The 16019-nt window shown below is 57.2% G+C and carries 15 protein-coding genes and 2 pseudogenes; 15 read left to right on the top strand and 2 right to left on the bottom strand.

Annotated features, from left to right (window positions below; all coding sequences use genetic code 11):
- The first annotated feature begins 43 nt into the window (after positions 1 to 43).
- From BLM14_RS13415 to BLM14_RS13385, 8 genes and pseudogenes are all read left to right on the top strand, one after another.
- Positions 44 to 1327: a cystathionine gamma-synthase family protein gene (locus BLM14_RS13415; RefSeq protein ID WP_099999812.1), complete on the top strand. Its 1284-nt coding sequence runs from the start codon at positions 44 to 46 to the stop codon at positions 1325 to 1327.
- Between the two features lie 128 nt (positions 1328 to 1455).
- Complete coding sequence (locus BLM14_RS13410) at positions 1456 to 2382, top strand: histone deacetylase family protein (RefSeq protein WP_099999811.1); 927 nt, start codon at positions 1456 to 1458, stop codon at positions 2380 to 2382.
- Between the two features lie 2 nt (positions 2383 to 2384).
- The gene (locus BLM14_RS13405) at positions 2385 to 2639 is read left to right on the top strand and encodes an exodeoxyribonuclease VII small subunit (RefSeq protein WP_099999810.1); all 255 of its coding nucleotides are present in this window, start codon (positions 2385 to 2387) and stop codon (positions 2637 to 2639) included.
- A gap of 70 nt (positions 2640 to 2709) precedes the next feature.
- A pseudogene (locus tag BLM14_RS32670) lies at positions 2710 to 3172 on the top strand (pirin family protein); the annotation flags it as partial.
- 68 nt (positions 3173 to 3240) lie between these two features.
- Positions 3241 to 3633, top strand: a pseudogene (locus BLM14_RS32665) (pirin family protein); the annotation flags it as partial.
- 105 nt (positions 3634 to 3738) lie between these two features.
- A complete protein-coding gene (gene dxs / locus BLM14_RS13395; protein ID WP_099999808.1) occupies positions 3739 to 5658 on the top strand; it encodes a 1-deoxy-D-xylulose-5-phosphate synthase in 1920 nt (639 codons plus the stop codon).
- Between the two features lie 9 nt (positions 5659 to 5667).
- The gene (locus BLM14_RS13390; protein ID WP_099999807.1) at positions 5668 to 6405 is read left to right on the top strand and encodes a TlyA family RNA methyltransferase; all 738 of its coding nucleotides are present in this window, start codon (positions 5668 to 5670) and stop codon (positions 6403 to 6405) included.
- A gap of 68 nt (positions 6406 to 6473) precedes the next feature.
- Positions 6474 to 7703: a class I SAM-dependent RNA methyltransferase gene (locus tag BLM14_RS13385; protein ID WP_099999806.1), complete on the top strand. Its 1230-nt coding sequence runs from the start codon at positions 6474 to 6476 to the stop codon at positions 7701 to 7703.
- Positions 7704 to 7713: 10 nt separating this feature from the next.
- Here the strand turns inward: BLM14_RS13385 and tldD are convergent, their stop codons facing one another.
- Positions 7714 to 9126, bottom strand: coding sequence for a metalloprotease TldD (gene tldD, locus BLM14_RS13380; RefSeq protein WP_099999805.1), 1413 nt, complete (start codon positions 9124 to 9126; stop codon positions 7714 to 7716).
- A 92-nt stretch (positions 9127 to 9218) separates the two neighbouring features.
- A complete protein-coding gene (locus tag BLM14_RS13375) occupies positions 9219 to 9686 on the bottom strand; it encodes an invasion associated locus B family protein (protein WP_237143550.1) in 468 nt (155 codons plus the stop codon).
- A 434-nt stretch (positions 9687 to 10120) separates the two neighbouring features.
- Between BLM14_RS13375 and coxB the strand changes: the two genes are divergently transcribed.
- The 7 genes from coxB (at position 10121) to BLM14_RS13345 (ending at position 16010) form a co-directional block, all read left to right on the top strand.
- Positions 10121 to 10966 (top strand): cytochrome c oxidase subunit II, encoded by an 846-nt coding sequence (gene coxB, locus BLM14_RS13370; RefSeq protein WP_100001308.1) that lies wholly within the window; start codon positions 10121 to 10123, stop codon positions 10964 to 10966.
- 40 nt (positions 10967 to 11006) lie between these two features.
- Complete coding sequence (gene ctaD, locus BLM14_RS13365) at positions 11007 to 12659, top strand: cytochrome c oxidase subunit I (protein WP_099999803.1); 1653 nt, start codon at positions 11007 to 11009, stop codon at positions 12657 to 12659.
- A gap of 86 nt (positions 12660 to 12745) precedes the next feature.
- On the top strand, positions 12746 to 13690 hold the full coding sequence (gene cyoE / locus BLM14_RS13360) for a heme o synthase (RefSeq protein ID WP_100001307.1): 945 nt from the start codon (positions 12746 to 12748) through the stop codon (positions 13688 to 13690).
- A 1-nt stretch (position 13691) separates the two neighbouring features.
- Positions 13692 to 13847 (top strand): hypothetical protein, encoded by a 156-nt coding sequence (locus BLM14_RS31550; RefSeq protein WP_165788431.1) that lies wholly within the window; start codon positions 13692 to 13694, stop codon positions 13845 to 13847.
- A gap of 8 nt (positions 13848 to 13855) precedes the next feature.
- Positions 13856 to 14482 (top strand): cytochrome c oxidase assembly protein, encoded by a 627-nt coding sequence (locus tag BLM14_RS13355; RefSeq protein ID WP_099999802.1) that lies wholly within the window; start codon positions 13856 to 13858, stop codon positions 14480 to 14482.
- 57 nt (positions 14483 to 14539) lie between these two features.
- On the top strand, positions 14540 to 15418 hold the full coding sequence (locus tag BLM14_RS13350; protein WP_099999801.1) for a cytochrome c oxidase subunit 3: 879 nt from the start codon (positions 14540 to 14542) through the stop codon (positions 15416 to 15418).
- Positions 15419 to 15566: 148 nt separating this feature from the next.
- On the top strand, positions 15567 to 16010 hold the full coding sequence (locus tag BLM14_RS13345) for a L,D-transpeptidase family protein (RefSeq protein WP_237143549.1): 444 nt from the start codon (positions 15567 to 15569) through the stop codon (positions 16008 to 16010).
- Positions 16011 to 16019: the final 9 nt, after the last annotated feature.

Here is a 16019-nt window from a genome sequence, read left to right as displayed (position 1 = left end):
ATAATCTCGCTGGTTGAAGCTTCATACCAGCGAGGAGACTGCCATGACCGCTCCCCATCCCTCCAAGACTCATATCGGCAATCACGAACTGCATCCTGAAACATTGATGCTCAATTACGGGTATGATCCGGAATTGTCGGAGGGCGCGGTTAAGCCGCCGGTGTTCCTGACTTCGACGTTTGTGTTCAAATCGGCGGAAGAAGGGCGGGATTTCTTCGACTTCGTTTCCGGCCGCCGCGAACCGCCGGCCGGCACAGGAGCGGGGCTGGTTTACTCACGTTTCAACCACCCCAACAGCGAGATCGTCGAGGATCGGCTTGCGGTCTATGAACGAACGGAAAGCTGTGCGGTATTTTCCTCGGGTATGTCCGCAATCGCCACGACCTTGTTCGCTTTCGTGCGTCCGGGCGATTCGATCCTGCATTCGCAGCCGCTCTATGGCGGTACGGAGACGCTTCTCGCCCGAACGTTCCTCAATATGGGCGTCGCTGCGGTGGGATTTGCCGATGGAGTGAACGAAGAGTCCGTGCAGGCTGCAGCCGAAGAGGCGATGCAAAAGGGCCGTGTCTCGGTGATTCTCATCGAAACGCCGGCCAATCCGACAAACAGCCTCGTCGATGTTGCCATGATCCGGCGGATTGCCGAAGCAATCGGCGAGAAACAGGGGCATCGCCCGGTGATTGCCTGCGACAACACTTTGCTCGGACCGGTCTTCCAGAGGCCAATTGAGCACGGCGCAGATATATCGCTCTATTCGCTGACCAAATATGTCGGTGGCCATTCCGATCTCATCGCCGGTGCCGCGCTCGGGTCAAAGGCAGTGATGAAACAAGTCAAGGCGCTGCGCGGCGCGATTGGCACGCAGCTTGATCCGCACTCCTGCTGGATGCTCGGACGATCGCTCGAAACCCTCAGCATCCGCATGGAGAAGGCCAACAATAATGCCCTGGTGATTGCCAACTTCCTGCGCGAACACCCGAAGTGCGACAAAATCCATTATCTGCCGTATCACGACGCGTCATCACCGCTCGGGCGCACCTTTGCGGCCCAATGCACCGGAGCCGGTTCGACCTTCTCCTTCGACATTCACGGTGGCCAGCCGGCAGCATTCAAATTCCTCAACGCTCTGCAGATATTGAAACTGGCGGTGAGCCTTGGCGGTACGGAATCGCTCGCCAGCCATCCTGCGACGATGACCCATTCCGGCGTGCCGGTGGATGTGCGCCAGCGCATCGGCGTGCTTGATTCGACGATCCGGCTGTCGATCGGCATCGAGCATCCTGACGATCTGATCGCCGATCTGACGCAGGCCTTGAGCGTGGCCTGAGCGGGTGATTCTGCAGCGTTGATATACGCTTCTCACTTCGCTCTTGTATAACCGCAAGGCGCTGGTGCAAATTTGGGCGTGGCCGTGTAGGCCATGTTGATGCCAATTTGCCGCTGCAGAAAGCTCCCATGGTTACTCGCCTCTATTCGCATCCGATATACCTCGAACATTTGACGCCTGTTGGCCATCCGGAGCGGCCTGACCGGCTGCGGGCGCTAAACAAGGTGCTGGAAGACAGCGCTTTCGATGCGCTGGATCGTGTCCAGTCGCCGATGGGTGACGAGGCAACGATCCTTTATGTGCATCCCGAGACGTTTCTTGAGCGGGTGCGTAATACGATCCCGGAGGAGGGACTGACCCGCGTTGATGCCGACACAACCGTCAGCCCCAAGAGCTGGGAGGCAGCATTGGCCGCTATCGGTGCGGCTAATGCCGCCGTCGATGATGTTTTCGCGGGCAGGGCCGACAATGTCTTTGTCGCCTCGCGGCCACCTGGTCACCATGCGGAGCGTGACAAGGCAATGGGCTTCTGCCTGTTTAACAATGCCGCTATTGCGGCCCGCCATGCGCAGAAGGCTCATGGCATAGAGCGCGTTGCGATCGTTGACTGGGATGTGCATCACGGCAATGGCACGCAGGATATCTTCTGGGATGACCCGTCCGTTCTCTATTGCTCGACTCACCAGATGCCGCTTTATCCTGGAACCGGCGCCAAAAGTGAAACCGGCGTCGGCAATATCGTCAATGCACCGCTTAGCCCACAGACCGGCAGCGATCATTTTCGCGAGGCTTTCAACACGCGCATTCTCCCGGCCATCGATGAATTTCAGCCGGAATTGATCATCATTTCGGCCGGATTCGATGCGCACCACCGCGATCCGCTGGCAGAAATCAATCTGAACGAGGACGATTTCGACTGGGCAACCGGTGCTCTTATGGAAAGAGCTGGGAGCTATGCGTCAAACCGCCTTGTCAGCCTTCTGGAAGGCGGGTACGACCTCAAGGGGATGTCGCTCTCAGCGGGCGCACATATCAGACGCCTGATGGGAGGATGAACATGGCCGACGTACAGAACAATTCCGATATCGCCGCCATGAGCTTCGAACAGGCGCTCGAGCAGCTGGAAAAGATCGTCGACGATCTGGAACGTGGCGATGTGCCACTGGAACAGTCGATTCGTATTTACGAGCGTGGTGAAGCGCTGAAGAAGCATTGCGATACGCTGCTGCGCGCCGCCGAAGACAAGGTCGAGAAAATTCGTCTCGGCCGCAATGGCGAACCCGTCGGTACCGAACCACTCGACCCGGAGTGACACCAAACCACGCTGTTCAGCCGTGTTCTGAAACGCTATGGTGGGGCTCCGACAATCCGGAGTAGCGTCCATGAGTTTTTTCCCCTGCCCAGACCCAAAGCCAGGCGACGCAACAGCCGTCGACGCCATCGAGACGCTGATCATTCCACGCACGAGCGACATTGGCGGATTGGAAGTGCGCCGCGCCTTGCCGAGTGCCAAGCGCCGTCTCGTCGGACCTTTCATTTTCTTCGACCGCATGGGCCCGGCTATCCTTCGCCCAACCGATGCGTTGGATGTGCGCCCACATCCACATATCGGCCTTTCGACCGTAACCTATCTTTTTGACGGAAACATACGTCATCGCGACAGCCTCGGGACCGAAATGGTCATCAGGCCCGGCGACGTCAATCTGATGACGGCAGGGCGTGGCATCGTGCACTCGGAGCGTTCACCGGAAGAACTCCGGACGGAGCCATTGCCGATTTCGGGATTGCAGACCTGGCTGGCGCTGCCGGATCATCTGGAAGAGATCGACCCCGCTTTTGCCAATACCGCAGCGGGTGAACTGCCCATGTTGCGCGAAAACGGCATGGAAGCGCGCATCGTCATGGGCAAGTTCCATAGCGCCAGTTCCGCAGTGAAGCAGCACGCGGAAACGCTTTATGTTGATATTCGGCTGCAGCCCGGAAGTCACATTCAAATACCGGGCGATGCAGCTGAAGAACGCGCCATCTATACGCTGGATGGATCGGTGCAAGTTGCTGGCGAAACGTTTCCCGCAGACCGCCTTTTGGCGTTCCGCACCGGCGATGAAATCGTCATCCACGCACCGGAGGGGGCGCATTTCATGCTGTTTGGCGGTGCTGCTCTGCCCTCGAAGCGTTATATCTGGTGGAATTTCGTTTCCTCGTCCAAAGAGCGGATCGAACAGGCGAAAGAGGAATGGCGTTCCGGCCGATTTGATATCGTGCCTGGCGACGCGGAAGAATTCATACCCTTGCCCGAAAATTGACTTGGGAGCGAACGAACTTCCGCTTCTTGCTGGTTTGCTGGATTTCCTTTAGGGAACGGCGCCAGCCCTCTGCCAAGAGTTGAGCTTGAAACTGGAACCTGCGCTTTGGCCAAGAATTTTGAAACACCACTGCTTGATCGCGTCAAAATCCCGTCGGATCTGCGCCAATTGCCGGAATCCGACCTGCCGCAGCTGGCGCAGGACTTGCGAACGGAATTGATCGACGCGGTGTCGACGACTGGCGGTCATCTCGGCGCCGGACTTGGTGTTGTCGAACTGACCGTTGCACTTCATCACGTCTTCGACACGCCGCATGACCGCATCATCTGGGATGTCGGCCACCAGGCCTATCCCCACAAGATACTGACCGGACGGCGTGATCGCATCCGCACATTGCGGCAGGAAGGCGGGCTCTCCGGTTTCACCAAGCGCAGCGAGAGCGAATACGATCCCTTCGGCGCCGCCCATTCATCCACATCGATCTCCGCTGGTCTGGGCATGGCCGTCGCCAGCGACCTTTCCGGCACGAAGCGCAATGTCATCTCGGTGATCGGCGACGGCGCGATGTCGGCGGGCATGGCCTATGAGGCGATGAACAATGCCGGAGCACTTGATGCACGCTTGATTGTCATTCTCAACGACAACGACATGTCGATTGCACCACCAACCGGAGCGATGAGTGCCTATCTGGCCCGCCTTGTTTCCGGACGCGCCTATCGCTCCTTCCGCGAGACCGCCAAGCAGCTTGCAAAGAAATTGCCGAAATTCCTGCAGGAGAAGGCGCGGCTCTCGGAAGAATATGCGCGCGGCTTCTGGACCGGCGGCACGATGTTCGAGGAGCTTGGCTTCTATTACGTCGGACCGATTGACGGGCATAATCTCGATCACCTGCTGCCCGTGCTGAAGAACGTCCGGGATACCTTGGACGGTCCGGTTTTGATCCATGTCGTGACGCAGAAGGGCAAGGGTTACGCACCTGCCGAAGCGGCGGCGGACAAATATCACGGCGTCAACAAATTCGATGTGATTACAGGCGCGCAGGCGAAGCCGCCCGCCAATGCGCCGAGCTATACGAAGGTCTTCGCCACCAGCCTGATTGAGGAAGCACGTCACGACGACAGGATCGTTGCGGTCACCGCGGCGATGCCGGGCGGCACTGGCCTTGATCTTTTTGGCGAGGTTTTCCCCGAACGTACTTTCGATGTCGGCATCGCCGAGCAGCATGCAGTGACGTTTGCGGCGGGCTTGGCGAGCGAAGGCTTCAAGCCGTTCGCCGCTATCTATTCGACATTCCTGCAACGCGGCTATGACCAAGTGGTGCACGACGTGTCGCTGCAGAATCTGCCCGTACGCTTTCCGATTGACAGGGCAGGGCTGGTGGGCGCCGATGGCGCGACCCATGCGGGATCGTTCGATACGGGTTTCCTAGCTGCATTGCCAGGGTTCGTGGTCATGGCAGCATCCGACGAGGCAGAGTTGCGCCATATGGTGCGCACGGCGGCGGAATATGATGAAGGCCCGATCTCCTTCCGTTACCCCCGCGGCGATGGGGTTGGCATTGACCTGCCGGAACGTGGGGAGATTCTGCAGATCGGCAAGGGCCGGATCATCCGCGAGGGGTCGAAAGTGGCGTTGTTGTCGTTCGGCACGCGCCTGCAGGAATGCCTTGCAGCCGCGGATGAACTCGATGCTGCGGGCCTCTCCACGACGGTTGCCGATGCGCGGTTTGCCAAGCCTCTGGATGAAGATCTGATCCGCGGTTTGGCGCGAGAGCATGAAGTGCTTGTCACTGTTGAGGAGGGTGCGATCGGTGGGTTCGCCTCGCATGTCCTGCATTTCCTCAGCCGGGATGGGCTTCTGGACAACGGTCTTCGTGTTCGCGTGCTGACATTGCCCGATCTTTATCTGGACCATGCCAAGCCGGAAACCATGTATGCGCGTTCTGGACTCGACAGTGCAGGTATCGTGCAGGCGGTGTTTGGTGCGCTCGGCCGCGACCACATGGTTGCACCCGCCCGTGCGTAAGACGGTTTGATGCGGCTCGATCAGCTTCTGGTTGAACGAGGCATGTTTGCCAGCCGGTCACGGGCACGCGACGCCATTGTGCGCGGGACGGTGCAAATAGATGGAGCTGTCGTCACCAAACCGGGTGCAACGATCCCGGAGACCGCGGGCATCAGCGTCGATGACCCGGCAAGCCCCTACGTCTCCCGCGCTGCGCTAAAGCTCATTGCAGGCCTCGACCATTTCGCAATCGAAGTCAAAGGACACACCGCTCTCGATATTGGCGCATCAACCGGTGGCTTCACACAAGTTCTGCTCGAACGCGGCGTGGACCATGTCATCGCTGTCGACGTCGGGCATGGTCAGTTGCACGACAGCCTGCGAACTGATTCTCGCGTCAGCAATCTTGAAACACTGAACGCCCGAGAGCTGAAGCGCGACCATCTGGACGGGAAGAGAGTCGGCTTGGTCGTCTCCGATGTCAGCTTCATTTCGCTCAGACTTGCCCTGCCGCCGGCGCTGGATCTGGCAGAACCGGGGAGCCATTGCGTACTTCTGGTCAAGCCGCAATTCGAGGCTGGCCGTGAGGCAATCGGCAAGGGCGGCATTTTGCGCGATCCCAAGGATGGTGAACGCGTCGCAAATGATCTAAGGAACTGGCTGGATGGATTGCCGGGCTGGAAAGCCCTCGGGCTTTGCCCTTCGCCCATTGAGGGTGGCGATGGCAATCGCGAATTTCTTCTGGCCGGCCTGAAAAGCAAAGCCTGAAAGCGAAGCTTGAAAAAGCAAAGCCTGAAAGCGAAGCTTGAAAAGAAAAGATTGAAAAGAAAAGATTGATGAGTACGCGCGTAACGATTGAACGAATGGGCGCCGGTGGCGATGGCATTGCCGCGACCTCGGCCGGCAGCGCCTATGTGCCGTTTTCGTTGCCGGGTGAAGTTGCCAATGTCGCGCTCGAACATGGCCGCGCCACGCTCATGGCCTTGCTCGAGCCTTCGCCCGAGCGCATCGCGCCCGCTTGCCGGCATTTTGAGGAATGCGGCGGCTGCGCACTGCAACATTGGCAGAACAGCGCCTACCAGAATTGGAAACGGTCACTTGTTCAGGATGCGCTGGCGGGCAGGGGACTTGCGTTCACGCTCGATCCTCTCGTGCCGTGCGTGCCACATACACGGCGGCGTGCGGTGTTTGCGGTACGCACCAGCGAGCATGGGGCGGTTCTCGGTTTCAACCGGCATTTGAGCCACGAACTCATCGACATCTCGGAATGTCCTGTGACCGTTCCGGAAATCGTTTCGCGCCTTGATGACCTCCGCGATCTCGTCGCTGTGCTCGGCGGCGGCATGAAGCCATTCAAACTGACTGTAACGTCGACAGCCTCTGGTCTCGACATTACTGCATCCGGATGCGCTGCGCCGGACGCCGCCAAGCGCCAGGCACTGACCGGGCTGGTTCTCAAGAAGGATTTTGCCCGCCTGAGTTTCGAAGGTGAAATCATTGTCGAGCCGAGAAAACCCATCATTCACTTCGGCAAAGTGCCGGTGTTTCTGCCAGCGGGCGGATTTCTTCAGGCAACTGTTGATGCTGAAGAAGCCATGTCTGCACTGGTTACAGGCCATCTTGCCAAGGCCAAGAAGACGATCGACCTCTTTTGCGGTTCAGGTACATTCGCCTTGAGGATCGCGGAAAAATCTGCTGTTCACGCGGTCGAAGGTGATCAGGCTGCAGTCGCAGCACTTGATCGCAGCGTGCGTTACGTGCAGGGCCTGAAGCCCGTCACCGTCGAGCGGCGCGATCTGTTCCGCCGGCCGTTTCTGGCGAGGGAACTGGCCCCGTTCGCTGGTCTGGTGTTCGATCCGCCGCGTGCGGGTGCGGAAGCACAGGCAATCGAAATCGCCAAATCATCCGTATCGAAGGTCGTGGCAGTCTCGTGCAACCCGGTCACGCTGGGGCGCGATCTGAGCATTCTCGTCAAGGGTGGCTACAAGATCGACCGCGTCGTGCCGATCGACCAGTTTCTCTGGTCGTCGCATGTCGAAGCGGTGGCTTTGTTGTCGAAGAAATAGGCCGAGGCGGTTATACCGCCGTCCCGCCAACGGTCATTTGATCCATGCGCAGATGCGGCTGGCCAACGCCCACAGGCACCCACTGGCCTCCCTTGCCGCAATTGCCAATACCCGTATCGAGCTGCAGATCATTGCCGACCATGGAAATGCGTTGCATCGCATCAGGTCCATTGCCGATCAGCATCGCACCCTTCACCGGCGCACCGAGCTTGCCGTTCTCGATCATATAGGCTTCGGTGCATCCGAAGACGAACTTGCCGGACGTGATATCCACCTGACCGCCGCCGAAGGAAACAGCATAGATGCCGTTCTTGACGGATGCGATGATTTCCTCGGGCGTCTTGTCACCACCCAGCATATAGGTGTTGGTCATGCGCGGCATCGGAGCATGCGCGTAGGATTCGCGCCGTCCGTTGCCGGTAGGCTCCATTCCCATCAGGCGGGCATTCTGACGGTCCTGCATGTATCCGACCAGGATGCCGTCGTCGATCAGCACCGTCTTGTTGGTTGGCATGCCCTCATCATCGACAGTGAGCGAACCGCGCCGTTCCGAGATCGTGCCATCATCAACGACGGTAACGCCTTTTGATGCTACCTTCTGGCCGAGCAGCCCGGCAAAGGCGGATGTCTTTTTGCGATTGAAATCGCCTTCGAGCCCGTGGCCGACGGCTTCGTGCAACATGACTCCAGGCCAGCCGCTGGAGAGCACGATGTCGAATGTTCCGGCTGGTGCTGGAATCGCTTCCAGATTGACCAAAGCCTGGCGCAGTGCTTCGTCGGCAGCATATTGCCATTTATCGGCGGCGATGAATTCGCCAAATCCCTTGCGACCACCAGCACCGTACGTGCCGCTTTCCTGCCTATCGCCGTCACCAACTACGACAGATACGTTGAGTCGAACCATCGGGCGAACATCGCGAACGAAATGACCATCGGCACGCAGGATTTCCACCTGCTGCCAGGATGCAGCAAGGGAAACGGATACTTGCCGAACTTTCGGATCCTTGCCGCGCAGGTAGGCATCGATCTCCTGCAAGAGCTTCACCTTCGCCTCGAAACTTGGCGAGCCAAGCGGATTCTCGTCGCTGTAAAGGCTGCGATTTGTTCCGGGTGGTGCTGCAGTGTAGGTTCCGGCATATCCGGTCCGGACAGCTGAAGCAGCATCTGAAGCGCGCTTGAGTGCGCCAAGTGACAATTCACCGGCGTGGGCATAGCCAACCGCTTCGCCAGCGACGGCGCGCAGACCGAAACCCTGATCCTGATTGAAAGAGCCGTTCTTCAGCCGGCCATTGTCAAAGGCCAAACCTTCCGATTCCCGGTACTCGATGAAAAGCTCGCCATCATCGGCTCCATCGAGACTCTGCTTGACGGTTTCGAGGATTTTTTCGCGTGGCGCGTCAAAACTGTCGATCAGGCTTTTCATGATAAATGATCCGGTTCAATTTGCATGAACCGGATGTAAGCCTTCGATGGGCTCACGACAACCGCAATCTTGAAGGCAAATTTGAAAGATGTTCAGGGGAGAGCGTCGAAACCTTCGCCAAATCCGTTGAGCTCGACAGGAATGCCGATACCTTCTTCCGGGGTCTGGAAGACGATGAAGGTTGCGGCCTTGCCGGTCTTGAAGGTCTGGACGAGCTGATCTTCCAGGATGACTTCCGCATAGCAGCCATCCTCGAAGCAACGAACGAAATAGGCCCGGCCGATATCCTTGCCATCCACATTCAAACCAAGGCCGTTCGGCAAGAGCACCCCGAGTGGTGCGAGCACGCGCAGGATTTTGGCTTTGTTGTCGGCGGTTTTCAGGACAACGACCGACAGGCCCATTTCGGGTCGGTCTGCTGCAACCACGTTCTGGATCAATGCGCATTGTTCCGACTTGGCGCCTGCAGGCGTGTCGCAAAGGATAGACCATGCGCCATGGGTGGATTTGACCGTACCGCTTTGTTGAGCCGCCATTGCGGTACCCGCAAGGGCAGTCATTGACAGAGCGAGCAGACCAGCGGCGATGCTACGTAGCGCGAAAGAGAACATGTAGGCTCCAAAACGAATCATCCAGACGTTAAACCTCCACGTCGCAGATGAAAAGAATGCCGCTCAAACACTCCCCAGCATATGGCGGCACAGTAGTGTGTGGTGTGATGCAAAAATGGCCGGATTGTGGGCCAACCCACGCCTCACGCTGCAAAATCACCGCGAATGCGAAAAAACGTGCACCATGTGTATACCTATCGTCGACGCGAGAGAAGCTGCGCGCAAAAATGCCGCATGAGATCACGTTCGCCTTCCTTGCGATGTAAGCTAATGTGTGGTTTGAACGCGGCATATATCCGGGCCTTGTCTAGGTCGGGCCTTAACGTATGGAATCAAAGCTTCATTCGGGAGATTTCTAGGTGAAGAAGAATATTGTCACGCTGATGGGTGTCCTGAGTGGCCTGTTGAGTGCCGGATCTGCCTATGCTGCACAGCCGGAACCTTGGCAGATGACGTTCCAGCCCGCTGCCTCCGCTATCATGGAGCAGATCATCTGGTTTGAACGCTACACATTGTGGTTCATCATCCCGATTACGCTTTTCGTCATGGTCCTCCTGGCCTGGGTCATGATTCGCTATCGCGCCAGTGCCAACCCGGTCCCTTCAAAGACCAGCCATAATACGGCAGTGGAAATCGTCTGGACCGTTGGTCCGGTTGTCATTCTTCTTTTCCTGGCAATTCCGTCCTTTCAGCTTCTGACGGCGCAGTATTCGCCCGAAGAGCCCAAGATGACCATCAAGGCCACCGGCTTTCAGTGGTATTGGGGATATGAATATCAGGCAGGAGACGCGCCTGTTTCATTCGATTCCGTTCTGCTGAAAGATGCGGACCGCGCTGCGGCTGGCAAAGAGGATCGCAAAGCCTTTCCTCGGCTGTTGGCGGTTGACAACGAAATGGTTGTACCGGTGAACACGACGGTACGTCTCCTGGTTACCGGAGCCGACGTCATTCATTCCTTCTCGATGCCAGCATTCGGTGTGAAGATGGATGCCATCACCGGGCGCAGCAATGAGACCTGGTTCAAGGCAAACAAGGAAGGCATGTACTATGGTCAGTGTTCGCAGATTTGCGGCAAGGATCATGCCTACATGCCAATCGCGATCCACGTTGTTTCGCAAGAGCAGTACGATACGTGGTTCGCCGCGGCCGGAAAGGATCTTCCGGGCGCATACAAGGCGTTGACCGCAAAAATCGACACAGACAAGAACGTAAACGTAGCCGGCAACTAAGCTGGTTGACGCGCATTATTTGAGGAACGGGAGCACTTTGATGGCAGGTTCTGCAGCTCACGAAGCCCATGACGCTCATAAGCCGACAGGCTGGACGCGCTGGGTGTATTCGACCAACCACAAGGATATCGGCACGCTTTATCTGATCTTCGCGATCACGGCTGGTATCATTGGTGGTTGTCTTTCGATCGCCATGCGTGCCGAGCTGCAGCAGCCCGGCATCCAGATTTTCCATGGTCTCGCATCCATGGTCTACGGCTTCGAAGGGGATTCGGCGATTGACGCCGCCAAACACATGTACAATGTGTTCTCGACAGCCCACGGCCTCATCATGATCTTCTTCATGGTCATGCCCGCGCTCATCGGCGGCTTTGCCAACTGGATGGTGCCGATCATGATCGGTGCGCCGGATATGGCCTTCCCGCGCATGAACAACATTTCGTTCTGGTTGCTCCCCCCAGCACTTCTCCTGCTGATCCTGTCCATGTTCGTCCCCGGCCCAGCCGGCGGTTTCGGTACAGGTGGCGGCTGGACGATTTATCCGCCGCTCGCAACGTCCGGTCAGCCCGGTCCGGCGATGGATTTTGCCATCCTGTCGCTGCACATTGCGGGCGCATCATCCATTCTCGGTGCAATCAACTTCATTACGACGATCTTCAACATGCGCGCTCCCGGTATGACGCTGCACAAGATGCCGTTGTTCGCCTGGTCGGTTCTGATCACCGCGTTCCTGCTGCTGCTGGCTCTGCCGGTGCTGGCTGGCGGTATCACGATGCTTCTGACGGATCGTAACTTCGGAACGACCTTCTTTGCGCCGGAAGGTGGCGGCGACCCGCTGCTGTTCCAGCATCTGTTCTGGTTCTTCGGTCACCCTGAAGTGTACATCATGATCCTGCCGGCGTTCGGCATCATCAGCCACATTGTCTCGACCTTCTCCAGAAAGCCGATTTTCGGTTACCTCGGAATGGCCTACGCCATGGTTGCTATCGGTGTTGTCGGGTTCATCGTCTGGGCTCACCACATGTACACTGTTGGTCTCTCGCTCGACACGCAGCGCTACTTCGTCTTCGCGACGATGGTCATTGCTGTTCCGACAGGCGTGAAGATTTTCTCCTGGATCGCCACGATGTGGGGCGGATCCATTGAGTTCAAGCCGCCAATGGTCTGGGCGATCGGGTTCATCTTCCTGTTTACTGTTGGTGGCGTGACCGGTGTTCAGCTCGCCAATGCCGGTCTCGACCGCGCAATGCACGACACCTACTACGTTATCGCGCACTTCCACTACGTGCTGTCGCTTGGCGCCGTATTCGGTATTTTCGCGGGCTGGTATTACTGGTTCCCGAAAATGACCGGCTACATGTACAACCACACGATCGCGCACACGCATTTTTGGGTCATGTTCATCGGCGTAAACCTGGTGTTCTTCCCGCAGCACTTCCTTGGTCTTGCCGGCATGCCGCGCCGTTACATCGACTATCCGGATGCTTTCGCAGGCTGGAACGAAGTATCGTCCATCGGTTCCTATATTTCCGGTGTTGCGGTCCTGATCTTCCTCTTCGGCGTCTTCGAAGCATTTGCCAAGAAGCGTGAAGCTGGCGCCAATCCGTGGGGTGCAGGTGCAACAACCCTCGAATGGCAGCTGTCATCACCGCCGCCCTTCCATCAGTGGGAACAGCTCCCACGTATCAAGTAGGAAACGTGATGTCCGGGCCATTGAAACCAGCGGCCCGGACATCTTCTGGAACAAAGTTGCTGCCTGAAAACGACAAGATTGAACGAATGCCACTGGTTGAGAAAAACGCGAGCCTGGATACGAGCATTGGCCTCTCTGAAGCCAATGCGTCGGATTATATCGCGCTGCTCAAGCCTCGTGTGATGTCGCTGGTCGTGTTTACCGGTTTTGTCGGCTTGATGGCTGCACCAGGCCAGATCAATCCAGTGCTGGCCGCCATTGCCATCCTCTGCATCGCGGTTGGGGCAGGCGCGTCGGGCGCGCTTAACATGTGGTACGATGCAGACATCGACGCCATCATGAAGCGCACCGCCAAACGCCCTATCCCTGCAGGACGTATTTCGCGTGAAGAGGTTTTGACGTTCGGCCTTTTGCTCTCTGTCTTTTCGGTCGTGACGCTTGGCCTCTTCGTCAACCTCCTGTCAGCTTTCCTGCTGGCCTTTACCATTTTCTTCTATGCTGTCGTCTACACGATGTGGCTGAAGCGTTCGACACCGCAGAACATCGTGATCGGTGGTGCCGCTGGTGCGTTTCCCCCGATGATCGGCTGGGCTGCTGTGACCAATTCGATCAGCATGGAAAGCATTGTTCTTTTTCTGATTATCTTTCTGTGGACGCCGCCGCACTTCTGGGCTCTGTCGCTCTTCATGTCGGATGATTACGAGAAGGCCAAGATCCCGATGATGCCCAATGTCATGGGCGAGGCATCGACGAAATTCCAGATTTTTCTGTATACACTCCTGGTTGCTCCCGTTGCTGTTCTGCCGTGGATCATGGGATTTGCCGGACCCGTATATGGCGTGTTCTCGGTAGCAATGGGTGCTGCGTTTCTTGCATCGGCCTGGACTGTGTGGCGCTCTCCCGTTGGCGAAGCGATGATGAGGCCGGCGAAGAAGATGTTCGCCTTCTCGATCTTCTACCTTTTCAGCCTCTATGCCGTGCTTCTCGGCGAAATTCTCGTGCGTAAAGCACTTTTGTTAGCAGGTGCTTGATATGAGCAATGACCGCGTGACTCTCACGGACAAGCAAAGGAAAGCGCAGCGCAGCCGTTCGATCGCGCTTGCGCTAGCCTTGGCTGCCTTCGTTATCATCGTTTATGTGGGCACCTGGGCGAAGCTCGGTGCCAATATTCTCAGCCGGTCGATGTGAGCAGCGAAATGACCGAGGAAAGCAATCAGAGCCCAGGAACTTCTGCCACGCCGAAGCGTAAAGTCTCGGATCGTACAATCGCGGTTTCTTGCCTGGCGTTCTTTTTCGGTATGGTCGGAATGGCGTTTGCAGCGGTTCCGCTCTATGCGATGTTCTGTCAGGTTACTGGCTATGGCGGAACGACCCAGCGGGTCGAACAGATGTCTGATACAATTCTCGACAAGAAGATCACGGTTCGCTTCGACGCCAATACATCCGGTGGCTTGCCTTGGCATTTCGAGCCTGTTCAGCGCGACGTGACCATGAATATTGGCGAGACCAAGCTGATCAAATACGAAGCCAGGAACATTACGGATAAACCCACTGCGGGCCGTGCTGCATTCAACGTGACGCCGATGGCAGCGGGTGCCTATTTCAACAAGGTCGAGTGCTTCTGCTTCACGGATACAGTCCTGAAGCCGGGCGAAGACCTTGAGATGCCCGTCGTATTCTTCGTTGATCCGGATATCGTCAACGCGCCCGAGTTGAAGGGCGTCAACACAATCACCCTGTCCTACACTTTCTTCCCAATCCCGATGCCGGCACCTGTTGCTGCCAATGCGGATGTGAAGAAGAACGCGTCAGGACAGCTTTGAACTGCACTGGCCAATGGCCAGTGCCCAAACAGATGAATAGAACTTGCGGGGGTTAGAATGGCCGAAGCGCACCAGAAGCACCACGACTACCACATTATTGATCCAAGCCCATGGCCGTTTCTCGGCTCGGTCGGAGCATTCGTTCTAGCCATCGGGGCAATCGCCTTTATGCGCTATAACAGCGGCGGCGAGCTTGTGCTTTTTAGAGCCAACCTCACCAATCCATGGATTCTCTACATCGGCTTGGCGATCATTCTTTACACCATGTATGGCTGGTGGTCGGATACGATCAAGGAAAGCAAGGAAGGCCACCACACGCGGGTAGTTTCCCTGCATCTGCGCTATGGCATGATCATGTTCATCGCCTCCGAGGTGATGTTCTTCGTTGCCTGGTTCTGGGCCTTCTTCGATGCCAGCCTGTTTCCAGGTGAAGCCGAGCAAGTCGCACGTACCGCGTTTACAGGCGGCGTATGGCCTCCCAAGGGCATTGAGGTTCTCGATCCCCTGCACCTGCCGCTGTACAACACGATCATCCTGCTGCTTTCCGGCACGACGGTGACCTGGGCGCATCACGCGTTGATTCACAATGATCGCAAGGGCCTCATCACAGGTCTGACGCTGACCGTCCTGCTTGGCATATTGTTCTCGTTCGTGCAGGGCTACGAGTACGTTCACGCGCCATTCGCATTCAAGGACTCGATTTACGGCGCAACCTTCTTCATGGCGACCGGCTTCCACGGTTTCCATGTCATCATCGGCACCATCTTTCTGGCGGTTTGCCTGCTTCGCTCATTGCGTGGTGATTTTACGCCCCAGAAGCATTTTGGTTTCGAAGCCGCCGCATGGTACTGGCACTTCGTTGACGTTGTCTGGCTGTTCCTGTTCTTCTCGATCTACGTATGGGCGTCTTGGGGCGCCGCGATTGCTGTCGAGTAATTGAAGCCAATCGAAATCGGTGGGGCGGCCGCGGAAACGTGGCCGCCCTCTTTTTTTGAGCACAATCCTGCGTATGCATTACGCCATGCCCAAGCTGAAGCTCGCCAGCTCACTCCTTCCTGTCCTGTTCACATCGCTATTTGCGACGATGACTCACGCTGCCGATGGCAAGGTTGATCTTGTTCGTGTGGAGAAGTCGGGACGCCGCATGCAGCTTCTGTCCGGCGAAGCGGTGGTCAAGGAATACAAGATCGCGCTGGGCGCACGACCCGTTGGCCATAAGCGATGGGAAGGTGATGAACGTACGCCAGAGGGCCGCTACGTTCTCGATTGGCGAAACCCCAAGAGCATGGCCTATAAATCCATTCACATTTCCTACCCGAACATGCAGGACATGGCGGCAGCGAAGTCCGTGGGTGTCTCACCCGGCGGTGCAATCATGATTCATGGTGCCGCCAACGGCTACGGCTGGTGGGGATGGGTGCTTCAACTTATCGACTGGACAGACGGTTGCATTGCCGTCACTAATCAGGAGATGGATGAAATCTGGACGCTGGTCCAGGATGGAACGCCAATCGTAATCAATCCTTGAGTATGCAGA

Origin of the sequence: Phyllobacterium zundukense, assembly GCF_002764115.1 — a bacterium.
GTDB classification, from domain to species: Bacteria; Pseudomonadota; Alphaproteobacteria; order Rhizobiales; family Rhizobiaceae; genus Phyllobacterium; species Phyllobacterium zundukense.
This window is presented reverse-complemented; position numbering and strand designations above follow the sequence as displayed.